Genomic DNA, 14,812 nt, shown 5'->3' with positions numbered 1-14,812 from the left:
CGACCGATGGCCCTATTCCCAGCGCCGATCCTCACCGACGGCGCCACCCACTCCGCCCAGCAGTTCCGCATGCTCGTCCGCGACCTCGCGCGCGGCGCAGAAGGCATCACCCAGGGCACCGACCTGAAGGTCACCCAACTGTCCACGCCCGGCACCAGCGTGCAGATCAGCGACGGATCCGGCGTTGTCCGCGGCCGCGTCTCCGCCTTCCAGGGCACGTACTCGGTGTGCAACATCGGCGCCGACACCGTGCCCATCGCGGCCACCGGCGGCACGGCCCGCTCCGACATGGTGATCCTGCGCGTCGAAGACCCCGAATACGAGGGATCCCTCAACCCGGCCGTCGACCAGGTCGCCTACTTCCAGGTCATCTCCAACGTGTCCAGCTCCGCGACGACTATCCCCGACGGCCGCACCGGGATCCCTCTCGCCAGGATTGACATCCCCGCCTCCACGTCGACCATCACCGACGCAATGATCAAAGACATTCGGCAGATAGCCAACCCGCGCCGCGACCGCACCCTGTCCACCCAGTCCCCGACCGCCCTGTCCACGGAGATCACCGGCAGCTCCGGCACCTTCACGAACTTCTCCACCGCGGCCGGCTGGACCATCGCCGTCCCCTCCTGGGCCTCCACCGTACGGATCGTCCTCACCGTTGCCCAGATCCGCTACTCCACGAACACGTTCTACGGTGGGCTCCGAGCCACCTTCGGATCATCCCTGACCGTGCAGCCCGTCAATCTTGACGACAACCAGACCGGCATCCGGCGCGGCACCGTCGCCGCCGCTGACACCCTCACCGTCCCCAGCTCCTACCGCGGCACCAGCCAGACCCTGCGCCTCCAGGCCGCCGGGTACCCCTCCAACACCACCGGCCGCGTAGGCGTCGACTCCTCCACCACTCTCATCGCCGACGTCGAGTTCACCGAGGCACCCCGATGACAGCCGTGCCGGACCGGATCCTCACCCAGCACGCCCTGACCGGCCAGTGGCTGTCCCTCGCCCTGCCCCTCGCGGACGTCCAATACGGGCCCGAACTCAACGGGCCCGGCAGCCTGACGGGCAAGCTCTCACCCCGACTCCTGTCCCAGAACCCGGACCTCATCGACCCCGGCACCACCCTGATCTACGTCGAATCGGCCGGCGAACTCCGCTGGGGCGGCATCGTCTGGGACGTTCGCACCAAGGGAAGCGACCTGACCCTCGAAGCAGCTTCCTGGTCGTCCTACCTGCAAAAACGCTACGACCTCGACGGAAACCTCGGCGGCCGAGGACCCTACACCTACACCGACCGCTGCAAGATCCTACGCGACATCTGGGCCTACGCCCAGACCATCCCGGACGGTGACCTCGGAGTCACCGTCGACGCCACCACCTCCACGTCCACCGTCGGAACCCCCACCGAACCCCACAAGTCGCTGTGGTGGGAATCCCGGTCCCTCGGCGACCAGGCCGACGACCTCGTCTCCGGCGACGCCACCCCCGACTACACGTGCACCGTCACCTGGAACCCGGCCAAGACCGCACCCGTGCGCCGGATCCGCCTCGGCTGGCCGCGCCTGGGCGCACGCCGCAGAGACCTCTCCTTCTCCTCCGGCGTGAACATCATCGAGGACCCCGAAGTCGAACTCGCCGGAGACGACTACGCCCAGGTCGTCATCGCGCTCGGGTCCGGGGACGGATCCGCGAAACGCCGCTCCATCAACGCGATACGCAACGGCCGGCTCCGCCTCGAGCACGTCGCCGACTACCCCGACATCAGCGGCACCGACATCCTCGCCGCCCGCGCCGCCGCGGAACGCACCTCGCGGCAGAACCTCGGCGGCATCGACCAGATCACCATCCGCGACACCCCCGCCGCCCCGTTCGGCTCATGGCAGGTCGGCGACGACGTGTACACCCGGATCCACAACGCGTGGACCGACTACGCCGGCTGGCGCCGCATCACCGGCTGGACGATCCAGCCCGACGCCCCTGGCGGGCCCCGCGCGACGATCTCCCTCCAGCCCGCCGACTCCTACCAGTACGGAGGCGTCCAGTGACCGCCGACATCGGCCGGCTCCTAGTCCAACTCGAGAAGCGCCTCGCCGCAGTGGAGCGCCAGTCCCGGCTCTCCTCCGCGTCCCTGGACGACACCGCCTTGCAGGTCCGGGACAGAAATGGGGGCCTGCGGGCCATCGTCGGTCAGCAGGGCGACGGCACGACCGCCGTGAACATCGTCAACGGCGGCCCACCCCCCACCCCGTCGACCCCGACCGCCGGCCCGGCCCTCGGCGGGATCGCCGCCGCCTGGGACGGCGCCTTCGCCGACGGCGCGGTCATCCCCCTGGACTGGGCGCGCGTCGAAGTCCACGCCGACCCGGCAGCCGACTTCACCCCCAGCCCGGAGACCCTCCAGGCGACGATCGAGACCGCGCAGGGCGGCAACGTCTACATCCCGGCCACCGGTCCGCTGTACGTTCGGCTCGTCGCCCGGAACACCTCCGGCACCGCATCCGCCCCCACCATCACCGTCGGCCCGTACGCGCCGCGGCCGGTCGCCGGCGACATCGGCATCGGACAGATCACCGAAACCCTCATCGCGGACGGCGCTATCACCACTCCCAAGGTGTACGCGAACGCGATCACCACGGCGCTCCTCGCCGCGGGCGCTGTCGATGCGACCGCCCTGAAAGCCGACGCGATCACCGGCAAAACCATCACGGGCGGCACCATCAACGGCGCCGAGTTCCACTCCGACGACGGCGCCGGAGGGCTGGTCGACATCTCCTCCGGCAAGGTCATCTCAACCGCGCCGAACGGCTGGCGCATCCTGATCGACCCCACCCAGATCTACAGCGTGATCGGAGTCATCGACGGCAACAGCAAAGTCGCCGGAGCCATCAACGGCACCGGCGACAACGACAAGCCCGCCCTGAACATCAGCAGCGGAGCCTTCACCGACGGCGCCGTCACCGACTGGCGGTGGGTCACCGTGCTCGGCTCCGACGGCGTGACCAACGGCTGGACCACGAAACGGGTCCGCAACAGCGACACCAACGTCACCAAGGGCGGCTACTTCGACCTGACACCCGTACAGTCCCGGCTCGGATTCAGGGACAGCACGACGGCCGGCGCCGCATCCACATTCACCGTCTCCCTCGGCCAGGCCACCCTCGCCTCCGCCCGCCTCTACATCGACGCGCCCCCCAGCAGCAACAGCGGCATCTACCTCACCGCAGACGCCGCCCACACCGGCCCCCTGCTCCGGGCCCGGTTCGCCGACACCGACCGGTTCATCGTCTCCACCGCCGGCACCGTCAGCGCCGTCAACTTCACCGCATCCGGCAGCGTCACCGCGGGCACGCTCACCGTCGCCGGGAAGGACGCCGGCCTCGGCCTCATCACCTCCGTCACCCGCACCGCCAACCTGCTCAGCATCAGCACCACCAACATGGCCCTGATGACGACCCCGTCCATGACCTGGCGCGACGGCCGCACCTACAGCGTCCACCTCGTCGGCCTGATGAACTCCACCACAGCGAACACCTACGCCCTCTACCAGATCGCCAAGGGCACCACCGCAGCCGGGACCGTCATCCGCGGCCAGATCCGCATACCCGTCGCCGGCACCGCGAACACCCACCACGAGTTCACGATCAACGTGTCCAACACGACCGGAGCCGACATCACGACCGCGATCACCGTCACGGTATCCATCGCCGCCGGCACGGGACAGTTCTCCGCGTCCCCGGCCACTCCGGCCTACGTCACGGTCACCGACCTCGGTCTCGCCACCGACTGGCCCGGCACCCCCCTCACCTGACCCACCAGAGGCAACACCCGGCCCACACACCTTTACGCTGAACCACAAGGGCGACCCTCCGCCCCCGCACCACCCCCGAGGGACTGCCACCGGCCCGGCCGGAACAGACAAACCGTCACCAGCTCTGCGCGGGGAGTGCAGGAGCACGGGCGAATGCCCACCAACCTCACAGTGCGCACCTACGACACGCCCGACCACCTCGGGCGTCACCAGGTGCTGGACCCGCGCAGCCTCGCCTACCGCCGCCCCTACGACGGGCAACCACTGCGGACCACCGAGTGGGAACCCCGCCTCCCCGTCCTCGACCAGCGCAACCTCGTCGCGCAGGGCATCCGCACCTCCGTCCAGTACGGCCTCGACACCGACCTGGACGCCCTGTCCTCCTGCACCGGCAACGCCGCCACCACGCTCCTGTCCGTCTTGCTGTCCAAGACGGAGGCCCGCGCGGCCGGCCTGGACACGGACGACGCCACGGCCGCCGAGCACTTCGCGATCGGCCTCTACGCCGACGCGACCGCCCACGACCAGTGGACCGACGCCGCATGGCCTGCCCAAGACGCCGGCTCCTCCGGCCTCGGCGCCGCGAAAGCCCTCCGTGACCGCGGCCTCATCGACCAGTACGGGCACGCCACCACCGCCGAAGAACTCTGCATGCTCCTCCAGACCGGGCCCGTCCTTATGGGCATGCCCTGGCATGCCGCGTTCACCCAGGCCGGCCCGGACGGCCTCCTCGACGACGACCCGAACTGGGCGGCGTCCCCCCTCGAAGGCGGCCACGAGGTATGCGTCACCGCCCTCGAAACAGTCGCGACAGACAACGGCACGCTGCTCCCCGACTACACCACCATTCGGTTCAGGAACTCCTGGGGAACCATCTGGGGCGACCACGGAGACGGCCGCATGCGCCTGTCCACCTACCGAGCCCTCCGCACACAGACCGACCTCATCCAGCCCCGCCGAGACGGAGTGCCCCTGTGACCAGCTACCACGTCGCCGTCGACCACATAGACCCCGACACCCTCGAGACCACCAGCACCTACCTCGGCACCTGCGGCCAGGCCCACGCCGACGAGATGCGCGCCATCGCGGCCCTCCCCGACACCGAGCGGCACGTCAAGGAGCACCCGCGCCTGGACGGCGCGTTCATGGTGCTCCGCGACGACGGCGACCTGGACGTGTACGTACCGGTCGACGCCGCCGAGTACCGGGTGTACGAGCCGGACCCGGATGCCAAGAGCCTGCAAGTCATGCCGCGCGGCGCCTCCGGCCCGGCGTACATCGACGGCGCCGTACGGTTCGGCTCTCAGTCCATCGGCGGAGCCATGGACACCCCGGGTAACCCGCCGCGCGCCACCTGGCACACCACCGAGTCTCCGGCCGGCGGCAGCTACTTCACCTCCATTGCCGCCTACCTGATGCGGGTCGGCGCGGAACCGCAGGTCATCTACGACCCCGTAACCGACAGGATCGGCCAGTTGGGGCCGCTCACCTCGAGCGCCCGCGCGCTGAAGAACGACGGTACCCGCCGCACCAACCGCGAGGGCAAGGTCAACATTCAGGTCGAGGTCCTCGGCCGCGCCGCCTCCCCGTGGACGAAGGGCTTCGACCCGGCCTCGAAGCCGAACTTCCGTCGCCTGATCGCCGCGATGCGCGCGCACGGCATCCCCGACGTCTGGCCGGCCGGGAAGCCCCCGGCGACCGCAGCGCTCGCCGGGTCCGGGGCCCGGTCCCGTACGACGTGGCAGTCGAAGGGCGGCCACTACGCGCACGCCCAAGTCCCGGGCAACGATCACTGGGACCCGGGCGCGATCGACACGGGCATCGTCCCCGGCAAGGCGACCTCCGACAGCGGCACCCCGCCCGGCGGCAACGCCGGCTCGAGCAGCACGTACACGGTGAAGAAGGGCGACACCCTGTCCGCCATCGCCAAGAAGCACGGCACCACCGTGGCCAAGCTCGTGTCCCTGAACGGGCTGAAGAACCCCGACAAGCTCACCGTCGGGCAGAAACTCACCCTGCCCGGAGCGGCCAGCACCCCCGCCGCCCAGCATGAACCGTTCCCGGGAGCGGCGTTCTTCCACACCGGCCGCACCAGCCAGATCGTCACCGCCATGGGCCGCCGCCTCGTCGCCGAGGGCTGCGGCAAGTACAAGTCCGGGCCCGGCCCGAACTGGACGCTCGCCGACAAGGCGAGCTACGCCGCGTGGCAGCGCAAGCTCGGCTACACCGGTGCCGCCGCGGACGGCATCCCTGGCAAGACCTCGTGGGACAAGCTCCGCGTCCCCAAGTCCCTCTGACCACCCTGTTCATCATCAAGGAGAGACCTGTCGTGAAGATCTTCGGTAGGGAGCCGGCCGCAGTGCTGGCCCTGTTCGCCATCCTCGTGAAGCTCGCGGCCGCGTTCGGCCTGGACGTGTCGGCCGACGTGCAGGCGTCCATCAACGCGGTGGCCGCCGCATTCATGGGCGTATTCATCGCCGCCGTCACCCGGGACGGGCTGGGAGCCGCGATCGTCGGCTTCGCGCAGGCCGCGCTGGCTCTCGCGCTCGGACTCGGCCTGCACTGGAGCGCCGAACAGCAGGCCGTGGTGCTGACAGCGGTGACGCTGGTAGTCGGCATGTGGGACCGCACCCAGGTCACCGCGCCCGTACCCGCCTCCGCGGTCAACAAGCCGACCGTCACCCCGGTCTCCTGACCACCCCTTTCCCCTTATCCGGAGCACCGCATGGCCGATGAGCCGTCTCTGGGAGAGCTGGGGCGGCTCATCCAGCTCATGCGTGGCGACATTCGCGACGACATGGCGCAGATCAACGCCCGCCTGGACCGCATGGTGTCCACCGACGTGTACGGGGTGGAGAAGGCGGCGCTGGAGCGGGAGATAGCCGACCTGAAGAAGGACGTGGAGGGCATGCAGACTCAGCGGCTGACGGACGCCGAGAGGGTCACTCAGACCCGTCGGTGGCTGTTCGCGTCCGTCGTCGTCCCTGTCCTTGGCCTCATCATCCCGATCGTGTTCTTCCTGATGGAAGGCAAGGCGTGATGAGACCACACACTCGGGTCGAGGCCCGACGTCAGCGGAAGCGGGGCAACTACGCGGCCGCCGCCGCTGCTCTGTTTGCCGCGCTGGTGATGGGCGTGGTGGTCACCGCGTTCGTTGTCCTCTCTGGCGAGCTGGATGCGGCGAACCAGGCCCGGGATGCTCTGGCCAGGCAGGTGCAGGGGTTGGGGGAGAAGCCGGTGGCCGGCCCTCCTGGTTCGCGCGGCAAGTCCGTGGCGGGGCCCCCGGGGCCGGCTGGGCCTCCGGGGTCGGCGGGGGAGAGCGGGAAGCCGGCTCCGACGCTGACGCCGCGTCCCGGACCGGCAGGATCTCCAGGCCCGACTGGGCCTGTCGGCCAGGCTGGTGTTCCCGGTTCTGACTCCACGGTCCCCGGGCCTCCCGGGATCGACGCGACCGGAGCGCCGGGACGGGACGGCCAGAACGGTGCTGACGGTAGGGACGGGGTTGACGGCCAGCCCGGTCCGGCTGGCCCGAGCGGTAGCGACGGGGCCCCGCCGTCGGGGTGGACGTACACCGACCCGCAGGGTGTCACCTACACCTGTGCTCCGGAGTCCGGGTTCGATCCGGACGACCCACGCTACACCTGCACGTCGGCCGATGGCTCCGACCCGACCGTGCCGGAGCCATCGCCGCCGGAGTCTACGCCGGCACTGCCCCAGCCGACGCCGAGTAATACGCCGTCGGGGCTGTTGCCGTTGAAGTTGTTGTCTGACCGTCGCCGTGACTGATTGGAGAGCGTGATGGCCGAAGAGGAAGTCCCGTTGGAGGACCCTGTGGTCGGTCCGGTGGTTCCGCCGGTGTTCCCGGGGGTGGGTGACGTTCCGGAGGAGGTACCTACCGAGCCGCCTCTGGACGGGATCCCGGTTGACCCGGACGGTGTCCAATAAAAACCGGAACTAAATAACGCGATCTTGCTACTCCAAGGCATCCGCGACTTCGCTTCGCTACCCCTCTGACCTCGCGTTTCACTCGCAAAGAGCAGCAGCACGAGGCCATGTAGGCTCAACGCGCCGGTGCCCCGCCCACTTTCCCTGGGCGGGGCACCGGTCTCGGTCCAGGTACGGACGTCACGTTCCGAGCGCGCGTTGGCCCTCGGCAGCGCAGGCGTGCAGTGCGGCGCGAGCGTAGTCGGCGGGAGTAGCTCCAGGTCGGTGAACCGCGGCGACAGCCTCCAGCAGAGCCAGGTAGAGCGGGTCGCTGTCGGTGGGGTCTTCAATGAGCTCGAACGCGGTCGAGCGGAGCCTCTTCAGGCTTGCTCGCGTCTTCTTCCCAGTCGACCCGCCGAGGTCGTGCTCGACGATCAGTTCTGCTTGTACGTCTCCGACAGCGCTGACGCGGAGGCGCCGGTCTCGGGACTTCATGTCCGGGGCGAGGTCGCGGTAGAGCTGTCCTTCAACGACTGTACGGACGGCGGTGGCCATGGTCGGTGTCCTCACTTCTCGCGGTGGTGCCGGTTGACGTGGTTGTTGATGCTTTCGCGGGCGCCCCGGTAGCCGCAGCCGCGCGGGCACTCCTGCCAGAGTCCCTTGTCCACGGCGGCCTTGGTGACGGAGTGCTCGGCGTCGGGGCCGTAGCCGTGGGCGTGGAGCATCTGGGCAACGGTGCCGTCGTGGTGGATGGCGAGGAAGGCGGCTTCGGCGGTCTTGTCGTGGCCGGCGGCGAAGAACTTGCCGAGCCCGACCTCGCGACCGCAGCCGCACCAGCAGTAACCGTTCGGGATCAGGCGCTCGCTCACTTCTTCTCCTCCGCCAGCAGCGCGATCGCCGCCACGACGTCGGACACGGCTCGGTTGTAAGCCTCATCCTCGGGCGTCCCGGTCTGGTCGTGCAGGTACTCGCCGCGTGCTGCATCAACCGCCTCGGCCAGGACGTCGAGTCGGTAGGCGTCGATCAGCGCGTTTGCGCGTGTCTCGTCAACGAAGGATCCGGCAACGCGACGGAACAGGTCCTCGCGTGCCGTGCCGTTCTGAGCGTTCGTCATGCATCCAAGGTATCAAGCCAAGGGTGTAAGTCAAGAAAGAATGTCAAGACCTCTGAAAGGTGGCCTCCCCGCAAGTCCTCGAGGCAGCCTGAGCGGAGAATCGCTCCTGACGAAGAAACTGACGGTCTGTGAGGCGCGATAAGCTCACATGCGTCTTCCCACGGAGGTTCTGATGCGACTGCCCTGGAAGCGGCGCCGAGAGCAGCCTGCGGTCGCCCCACGCCCCAACTACACGACCATCGCGGTCCTGGAACACGACCTGTTCGGCATCCAGCCGCAGCCCGGTACGGCGGCCGCACTCGCGATCGGCCTGCGCAGTACCGGCACGTGCTTCACGCACAAGCCCGTTGAGACCACCACCCTGGGCCAGGCGGTCACGAACGGCATCTGCTCCGGGTGCGGCCGGTCGATGGTCCTCAACGACGACGGCCACTGGGCCGTGGTGTAGCAGAGGCATCCCTACGCCTGGCTCCAGATAATGTTCCTTCTGTAGAGGTACATGATCAGGGGAGCAAGCCATGCCCGAGACCGCACACGAGAACCGGTACCGCCGCGCCGTTGAAGGCTCCTTCGCCGCCCAGGCCGGGCCACGCTCCGAAGGGTTCTTCGCCGTCAACCACAAACTTCTGACCGAGCATGCTCCCTCGGACGGAGAACACCCGCAGTGCACTGCGCCCGGATGCGAAACGGCATGGCCCTGCGGTACTGCTGACGGCGCCATGGCCCAGGTCGGCGTTCGGGCGTGAAGAACGGAAGCGGGCGGTGACCGACGACGACATGGTGGTCGACGCGGAGCTGGTCGAGGACGGCCGGCTTCCCGCGATCCCCGAGGACCGAACTCCCGCCGTTCCTCTGGCAGATGAGGATCCGGACGCGTGGCTGCCTCCCGAGGCCCAGGAGGACGTTCAGGCCGGCATCCCCGAGACGACGTCGAATGCGTACGAGGGCGATATGCGGCGCTTCGCCGAGTGGTGCGAGGTCGTCGGCCGCCGGGTGATGCCCGCCGCGCCGCAGACCGTGACCGCGTACATGTCCCATCTGAAGCGCACGCCGCGGGAGAAGACCGGGCGTCCGTACGGTCCGAACTCTATGGACCGGATCATCGCCTCCATCCGTTCGTCTCACCGGGCCGCCGGCTTCAAGCCGCCGGACACGATGGGCGCGCGGAAGGTCGTGGCCGGGTACCGTGCTCAGCTCGCCGCGTCCAACGATCCGGCCGCGCAGGTACAGAAGGCCAGCCCTGCGGACCGTGCGGTGCTGCGGGCAGCGCTCGCCAAACTCGACCGGAGCACGCTGGCGGGGAAGCGGGATGCCGCACTCATGCTCCTCGGCCATGCCCTCGCCTCCCGGGGCAGTGAGTTGGTGCCGCTGGACTGGCCGGCCAGCTTCACCGAGCAGCCGGACGGAGGGTTCAAGGTCCGGGTATTCCGGAAGAAGCGGAAGGTGTGGCAGAACGTTTCTGTGGTCCTGGATCCTGAGCCCGATCTGTGCGCTGTCCGCGCGGTCCGTGCCCTCGCCACGGCTCTGGCCTTGGAGGGGCACTGCGAGGGGGCCTTGTTCCTACGCATGGATCAGTGGGGGTTCCTCGCGCCGCCCATGACCCGCCACGGTAAACCGATCGGCGACCCCGAGGGCCGCATGACGATCGAGGCGGCCTCCGACATCGTTCAGCGATCCATCGAGCGAACCGGGCTTCCGGGCCGGTGGCGCTCGCACTCCTCTCGCCGCGGCTTCGTGAAGTCGGCCCGGAAGGCCGGCGTGGACATCGTTCAGATCGGCCGTCATGGGGGCTGGGATGACAAGTCCAAGGCGCTGATCGGCTACGTGGACGAGGATGACGCCCAGGGGGAGAGCAATCCACTGGCGCAGATCGGACGTGCGGCGGCAGCTGAACGCGAGAGGGAGGGGTAGTCGTGCCCGACCAGAGGTACAGCGCGTTGTCGGTGCGGCAGCTCGCCGGCGTGGTGGACGGGATGGCCGGCTCGGTGTCGGCGGAGCGGCTCCGGCAGCTGCGGATGATCGTGGGCATGTGGGACCGGGCCGTCGGCCGGGAGGAGATGCCGGGGCGCGCTGTCCGGGGTGCCCGGCAGTTGTTCTCCGGGCCGGCGCTGCGGGCGTTCTGGTGGCTGGCGGTGGCCGGGGAGTTGCGGGCCCGGGAGGCGGACCGCGGGCGGGAGTTGCCGTTGGCGACGCAGCGGATCGTGCGGGACTGCCTGGTGATGCTGGGCGCGGAGGTGGTGCCCGGGAAGCGGTTGCCGTTGCCGGTACTGGACCAGGTCGAGTTGAAGGAGACGGTTCCGGAGCGGCAGTTGCCTGCGCTGTACCGGGAGCTGGTCGATTTGGCGCATGAGGGGCCGCTTCAGCGGGGCGGGGCCGGGTTGTCGCTGGAGGACCGGACGCGGCTGCTGGCTCTGGTGGCGGTGATGCTGGATGCGGCGCCGCGGGCGGGGGAACTGGAGGCGATGAACGTCGCGGATCTGGGGGAGGATCTGGCGACGGTGCGGGTGGTGCGCCGGCCGCAGAACCGTTCCGGGGTGCGGCATGAGGATGTGGCGTACGCGCTGGAGTTGCCGCGGTCGACGGTGTCGAAGGTCTTGTCGGGTAATGAGGCGTACCGGGCGGTGGTGTCGACGGCGACGTGGCAGCGGGTGGAGGCGGCGGCCGCGCGGTGGGACGCGTCGCCGAGGGTGGAGACGTACCCGTTGCGGGAGGGGTCGCGGGTGGCGGTGCGGCGGTGGCTGCGTCTGCGGGAGGATCTGGTGGGCTCGCTGGAGGGCGGCCGGGATGCTCTGTGGGTGACGATCGCCCCGTCGAAGGCCGGTCCGCCGGGGATTCGGATGCGGGCGCAGGGGATCCGGATGGCGTATGCGCGGGGGATGACGGCTCTGAACATGCTGATGGCCGGCCAGTACGGGTGGTCTCCGATGCCGGCGAAGTTGGAGCAGCTGCGCCGGGCGGTGGACGTCGAGCCGCTGGAAGACCGGGCCAGGGGGTAGCCCGGGAGCGCTCTATGTTCCGGGGAGGGTGTCTTGGTCGACGTGGTGCTGGGTGGCGGGGCCGGGCCGGTTCTCGGGGTCGCAGTGGGGTCCGTATCCGGTGGAGCGGGATTCGGGGCGGGTGAGGGGCCGGCCGCATTTGCGGCAGTAGCGACGTGTGCCCGAGGGTTCGTTAAAGCCCGGATGGGGGACTTGTGAGGGGCTTGGTGGGCCCCTCTTCAGGCTGTGGGATCACGCTATGTGGGGTCTGTCGTAGCCCCACGCCTCGGGGTCATCGCCGACACATACCGGGCACATGCAGCGGCAGGTGTCCTCCAGGCCCGTGCACCGATCCGCACCCCACATGCAGTCGCCGTCCGCTCCCCGGCACAGCGGTCCGGGCTCGGGGCAGTCGGCCACCGCCATCTCGTGCCGACCGCACCAGGTCCGTTGCGCAGTCTCCAACTGGACGTCGCCCCATGCGTGGCCGTAACGGCGCGCGCCTTCGTCCCACGGGCAGCGGGCCTCGACCTCCTGCGGCGGGCAGGAGGGAGCGACGTCCGGGTAGGTCACCCAGCCGCCGCCCTCAGGGAAGGATGACCACTCCCGCCCGTCGGGCGCGTACCACTGCAACCAGGTACGGGGGCCAGGCTTCGTGACGGGCGTGGTGCGGCGCCAGACGTGGACGCCGCAGGAGACGCACCGTGCCGCGTCGTTGTTGCCCTGAAGGCGGTGGGCTCCCAGCATGCTGGCCTCATCGACGACGGACGTATCCATGCGGTGCATTCTTCCTGGTTGCGTGCGGGCCTTGATCGGTGGCGAGGTCCCGGGGTGGGGTAGAAGGTCAATCCCAGAGCCTGAGTTTCCGGCTGGCCAGGTGCAGGCTGCGGGTCTCCGGCGGGTAGCTGGTCGGGGCCTGGAGTCCGAGAGCCCAGACGGTGGCGGCGTACGGGTCTTGGCTGGTGCGGCGTCGGTCCATGATTCCTGCTGTGGCTGGTGGAGTGACTCCAGCTGGGGCTACACTGCGTGTGCGCGTTCAGTATGACTTCAGGCCACCACCCGGTTCGGGGATGGTGGCCTTCGTCATGCGGAGAAGGCGTCGTAGACGGATTCGGCGATCGCGTCGCCCCATTGAGAGTTGGGGATCTTTGCGGTCTTGCAGTGCCGCCAGGTAAGGGCGACGATTCCGGCGAGTGAGACGGTAACGGAGGCGCCGTCGGTGCCGGTGGTAACCACCCAACCGTGTTTGACGAGGTTTTCCGTGGCTGCTGGTGGGATGCGGGAGAACCCGGCGTGAATGGTCCATCCTTTCGCCTGTTCGTGCGCAACCCTCGCACCGGTGGCGGAATAAGCGAGCAGCAGCAAGTCGTCGGCTTGTCGCCTGGTGAGGAGGCTGGGACGGGCATCCATGCCGGGCTCCATCCGGATTCGGGTGTCGCCCTGGGACATGGTTACCGCGCCGTATGGTTCGGCCCCGATGGCTCTCGGCCCACCGTAGGCAGCGACGTGCTGGCGCACCAGCTCTGTGGCCTCGGACATGGGGGAGAGAGTCATAGCGGCGCCCCTGATGTTGGGGTCAATGTTGTAGATGTTCTTGCGGTAGGAGGTAAACAGCGCATGGCGGGCGATGAGGTTAGTGAATGTGCCCATGGGTTCTCCTAGGCGGCGAGTGCGGTGGTGGTGCGAGGGAAGTAGTCGCGTCCGAGTTCGCGGGCGATGAGCTGCTTCTCGCTGCGCGCCACGATGCCCTTTCCAGCGGGGGTTGTTGCCTCCGGTCGGTCGAGGATGAAGCCGATGCGGTGGCAGGTGTAGGACACGATTCGGTGGAGGAGGAAGCCGCGTGCGTCGCCCCGGAGGCGGCACATGGCGCGGATCTCGATCCGTCCGGTCTTGGTGGTGCGGATGTCGTGGGGTTCGATCGTGCGGATCGTCTCGGTGCCGTCCTGGTCGAGGTAGGTGATGGTGACGGCGTGCTGGCGGTCGAGGGCGCGGTAGAGGTCGGCGAGGGTCTTGGTGCTGGTCTGCTTGCTGGTCAGTTTCATTGGGGACCCCCGGGGTTGTGGTGTGGGTCCCACACTAGCCCTAAATGTATTGCACGCGCAATACATTTGTGTATTCTGGTTCCCAGAGCACCCCACCAGCACCGCAAGATCAATGTATTGCGGCTGCACTACAGAACGGAGGACACTGGCGTGGCCAACACCCCCACTACGCGCCCGCCCAACCGCCCCCGGACCGGCCGGCGCCCATCGGAAGGACGCCACGCCGTGCCCCTCAACCCCCGGGACCGACAGCGCCGCGACAACCTGGTCAAGGCCGCACAAGTCCTGCGCTCCACCCCGGAGCACGCCGACCTGGCCGACGACATCGACTACGTCCTCTCCCCGGACGGCGCCCTGTTCGTCAACAGGCTCCGCAAGCACGGCGAGGCCGACGCGGGCGGGCCGAAGACCGAACAGCCGGACAACATGCCCATCCGGATCCCGGAGGACCGGCTGAAGGTCCTCCAGCAGGGCCGGAAGGACGGCGTGAACCTGACGGAGGTCGTCGAGAACGGCTTCCGTGACTGGCTGACCGGCAAGTTCGAACTCCGTCTCGAACCCCGCGCCAAGCGGGGCTCGGCCCCGACGAGCGGCATCGTGAACATCCGCCCGCACCAGGACCTTCAGGACACGGTCGCCGCGAAGTGCGAGCGGGTCCGGGCGGAGCGGGCGGGCACCGGACAGACCGGGGCGGTGTATCCGACGACGGTGGCCGCGCACTGCCTGTACGCGTACTTCCAGATCGGCCCGTACGCGCCGGACACCGACCGGCCCGAGTAGGCCGGCCGTCGGGGGCGGGTCCGGACGCCGACAACCAGACCCGCACTCCGCGCACCTTGTATCGGATCACATAGGAGAGACCTCATGGCCACGGCCGTTGAGGCCCCCGCCAGCAGCACGGCGGAGGGTCCCACCTCGCACACCCAAAACCAGTTGGACGCCCTGGAGA

General features: G+C 69.0%; 19 protein-coding genes. 11 read left to right on the top strand and 8 right to left on the bottom strand.

Annotated elements, in window-relative coordinates; genetic code table 11:
- Positions 1-6: 6 nt before the first annotated feature.
- The 7 genes from ACU6P3_RS32710 to ACU6P3_RS32680 all read left to right on the top strand — a co-directional run bounded on the left by ACU6P3_RS32710 (position 7) and on the right by ACU6P3_RS32680 (position 6,848).
- A complete protein-coding gene (locus ACU6P3_RS32710) occupies positions 7-945 on the top strand; it encodes a hypothetical protein (protein WP_447198281.1) in 939 nt (312 codons plus the stop codon).
- Entirely contained in the window at positions 942-2,045 is a 1,104-nt protein-coding gene (locus tag ACU6P3_RS32705) for a hypothetical protein (protein ID WP_447198280.1), read from the top strand. The genes ACU6P3_RS32710 and ACU6P3_RS32705 overlap by 4 nt, the downstream gene beginning before the upstream one ends.
- Positions 2,042-3,808 (top strand): hypothetical protein, encoded by a 1,767-nt coding sequence (locus tag ACU6P3_RS32700; protein WP_447198279.1) that lies wholly within the window; start codon positions 2,042-2,044, stop codon positions 3,806-3,808. The genes ACU6P3_RS32705 and ACU6P3_RS32700 overlap by 4 nt, the downstream gene beginning before the upstream one ends.
- A gap of 153 nt (positions 3,809-3,961) precedes the next feature.
- Positions 3,962-4,786 carry a hypothetical protein gene (locus ACU6P3_RS32695; protein WP_447198278.1) on the top strand — a complete coding sequence of 275 codons (825 nt, stop codon included), beginning with the start codon at positions 3,962-3,964 and terminating at the stop codon, positions 4,784-4,786.
- Positions 4,783-6,105 carry a peptidoglycan-binding protein gene (locus ACU6P3_RS32690; protein ID WP_447198277.1) on the top strand — a complete coding sequence of 441 codons (1,323 nt, stop codon included), beginning with the start codon at positions 4,783-4,785 and terminating at the stop codon, positions 6,103-6,105. Before ACU6P3_RS32695 ends, ACU6P3_RS32690 begins: the two co-directional genes overlap by 4 nt.
- A gap of 32 nt (positions 6,106-6,137) precedes the next feature.
- Positions 6,138-6,503, top strand: a complete 366-nt coding sequence (locus tag ACU6P3_RS32685) for a hypothetical protein (protein WP_447198276.1) — start codon at positions 6,138-6,140, stop codon at positions 6,501-6,503.
- A gap of 30 nt (positions 6,504-6,533) precedes the next feature.
- The gene (locus ACU6P3_RS32680; protein WP_447198275.1) at positions 6,534-6,848 is read left to right on the top strand and encodes a hypothetical protein; all 315 of its coding nucleotides are present in this window, start codon (positions 6,534-6,536) and stop codon (positions 6,846-6,848) included.
- Between the two features lie 1,085 nt (positions 6,849-7,933).
- Here ACU6P3_RS32680 and ACU6P3_RS32675 read toward each other — a convergent pair.
- From ACU6P3_RS32675 to ACU6P3_RS32665, 3 genes are read right to left on the bottom strand one after another with little or no spacing between them, the layout of a single operon-like run.
- A complete protein-coding gene (locus tag ACU6P3_RS32675) occupies positions 7,934-8,287 on the bottom strand; it encodes a DUF6354 family protein (protein ID WP_447198274.1) in 354 nt (117 codons plus the stop codon).
- A gap of 11 nt (positions 8,288-8,298) precedes the next feature.
- A complete protein-coding gene (locus ACU6P3_RS32670) occupies positions 8,299-8,601 on the bottom strand; it encodes a hypothetical protein (protein WP_447198273.1) in 303 nt (100 codons plus the stop codon).
- Positions 8,598-8,846, bottom strand: a complete 249-nt coding sequence (locus ACU6P3_RS32665; protein WP_447198272.1) for a hypothetical protein — start codon at positions 8,844-8,846, stop codon at positions 8,598-8,600. The genes ACU6P3_RS32670 and ACU6P3_RS32665 overlap by 4 nt, the downstream gene beginning before the upstream one ends.
- 172 nt (positions 8,847-9,018) lie before the next feature.
- On the opposite strand from ACU6P3_RS32665, the gene ACU6P3_RS32660 reads away from it, so the two are divergent.
- The 3 genes from ACU6P3_RS32660 to ACU6P3_RS32650 all read left to right on the top strand — a co-directional run bounded on the left by ACU6P3_RS32660 (position 9,019) and on the right by ACU6P3_RS32650 (position 11,842).
- A complete protein-coding gene (locus tag ACU6P3_RS32660) occupies positions 9,019-9,294 on the top strand; it encodes a hypothetical protein (protein ID WP_447198271.1) in 276 nt (91 codons plus the stop codon).
- Between the two features lie 314 nt (positions 9,295-9,608).
- Positions 9,609-10,757, top strand: a complete 1,149-nt coding sequence (locus ACU6P3_RS32655) for a site-specific integrase (RefSeq protein WP_447198270.1) — start codon at positions 9,609-9,611, stop codon at positions 10,755-10,757.
- 2 nt (positions 10,758-10,759) lie between these two features.
- On the top strand, positions 10,760-11,842 hold the full coding sequence (locus ACU6P3_RS32650) for a hypothetical protein (RefSeq protein WP_447198269.1): 1,083 nt from the start codon (positions 10,760-10,762) through the stop codon (positions 11,840-11,842).
- A 12-nt stretch (positions 11,843-11,854) separates the two neighbouring features.
- On the opposite strand, the gene ACU6P3_RS32645 is transcribed toward ACU6P3_RS32650, so the two are convergent.
- The 5 genes from ACU6P3_RS32645 to ACU6P3_RS32625 form a co-directional block, all read right to left on the bottom strand.
- Positions 11,855-12,064, bottom strand: a complete 210-nt coding sequence (locus ACU6P3_RS32645) for a DUF6011 domain-containing protein (RefSeq protein WP_447198328.1) — start codon at positions 12,062-12,064, stop codon at positions 11,855-11,857.
- A gap of 9 nt (positions 12,065-12,073) precedes the next feature.
- On the bottom strand, positions 12,074-12,598 hold the full coding sequence (locus tag ACU6P3_RS32640; protein WP_447198268.1) for a hypothetical protein: 525 nt from the start codon (positions 12,596-12,598) through the stop codon (positions 12,074-12,076).
- Positions 12,599-12,665: 67 nt separating this feature from the next.
- The gene (locus ACU6P3_RS32635) at positions 12,666-12,800 is read right to left on the bottom strand and encodes a hypothetical protein (RefSeq protein WP_447198267.1); all 135 of its coding nucleotides are present in this window, start codon (positions 12,798-12,800) and stop codon (positions 12,666-12,668) included.
- A 104-nt stretch (positions 12,801-12,904) separates the two neighbouring features.
- Positions 12,905-13,471 (bottom strand): hypothetical protein, encoded by a 567-nt coding sequence (locus tag ACU6P3_RS32630; RefSeq protein ID WP_447198266.1) that lies wholly within the window; start codon positions 13,469-13,471, stop codon positions 12,905-12,907.
- Between the two features lie 8 nt (positions 13,472-13,479).
- Complete coding sequence (locus ACU6P3_RS32625; RefSeq protein WP_447198265.1) at positions 13,480-13,863, bottom strand: WYL domain-containing protein; 384 nt, start codon at positions 13,861-13,863, stop codon at positions 13,480-13,482.
- A 225-nt stretch (positions 13,864-14,088) separates the two neighbouring features.
- Between ACU6P3_RS32625 and ACU6P3_RS32620 the strand changes: the two genes are divergently transcribed.
- Positions 14,089-14,643: a hypothetical protein gene (locus ACU6P3_RS32620; RefSeq protein WP_447198264.1), complete on the top strand. Its 555-nt coding sequence runs from the start codon at positions 14,089-14,091 to the stop codon at positions 14,641-14,643.
- Positions 14,644-14,812 lie beyond the last annotated feature (169 nt).

It is taken from the genome of Streptomyces hebeiensis, assembly GCF_052983195.1.
This window is presented reverse-complemented; position numbering and strand designations above follow the sequence as displayed.

Excerpts from the sequence above, each read along its gene's own strand:
- ACU6P3_RS32710 (WP_447198281.1), top strand. The coding sequence starts at position 7 with ATGGCCCTATTCCCAGCGCCGATCCTCACCGACGGCGCCACCCACTCC.
- ACU6P3_RS32705 (WP_447198280.1), top strand. The coding sequence starts at position 942 with ATGACAGCCGTGCCGGACCGGATCCTCACCCAGCACGCCCTGACCGGC.
- ACU6P3_RS32695 (WP_447198278.1), top strand. The coding sequence starts at position 3,962 with ATGCCCACCAACCTCACAGTGCGCACCTACGACACGCCCGACCACCTC.
- ACU6P3_RS32680 (WP_447198275.1), top strand. The coding sequence starts at position 6,534 with ATGGCCGATGAGCCGTCTCTGGGAGAGCTGGGGCGGCTCATCCAGCTC.
- ACU6P3_RS32675 (WP_447198274.1), bottom strand. The coding sequence starts at position 8,287 with ATGGCCACCGCCGTCCGTACAGTCGTTGAAGGACAGCTCTACCGCGAC.
- ACU6P3_RS32665 (WP_447198272.1), bottom strand. The coding sequence starts at position 8,846 with ATGACGAACGCTCAGAACGGCACGGCACGCGAGGACCTGTTCCGTCGC.
- ACU6P3_RS32660 (WP_447198271.1), top strand. The coding sequence starts at position 9,019 with ATGCGACTGCCCTGGAAGCGGCGCCGAGAGCAGCCTGCGGTCGCCCCA.
- ACU6P3_RS32640 (WP_447198268.1), bottom strand. The coding sequence starts at position 12,598 with ATGGATACGTCCGTCGTCGATGAGGCCAGCATGCTGGGAGCCCACCGC.
- ACU6P3_RS32635 (WP_447198267.1), bottom strand. The coding sequence starts at position 12,800 with ATGGACCGACGCCGCACCAGCCAAGACCCGTACGCCGCCACCGTCTGG.
- ACU6P3_RS32630 (WP_447198266.1), bottom strand. The coding sequence starts at position 13,471 with ATGGGCACATTCACTAACCTCATCGCCCGCCATGCGCTGTTTACCTCC.
- ACU6P3_RS32625 (WP_447198265.1), bottom strand. The coding sequence starts at position 13,863 with ATGAAACTGACCAGCAAGCAGACCAGCACCAAGACCCTCGCCGACCTC.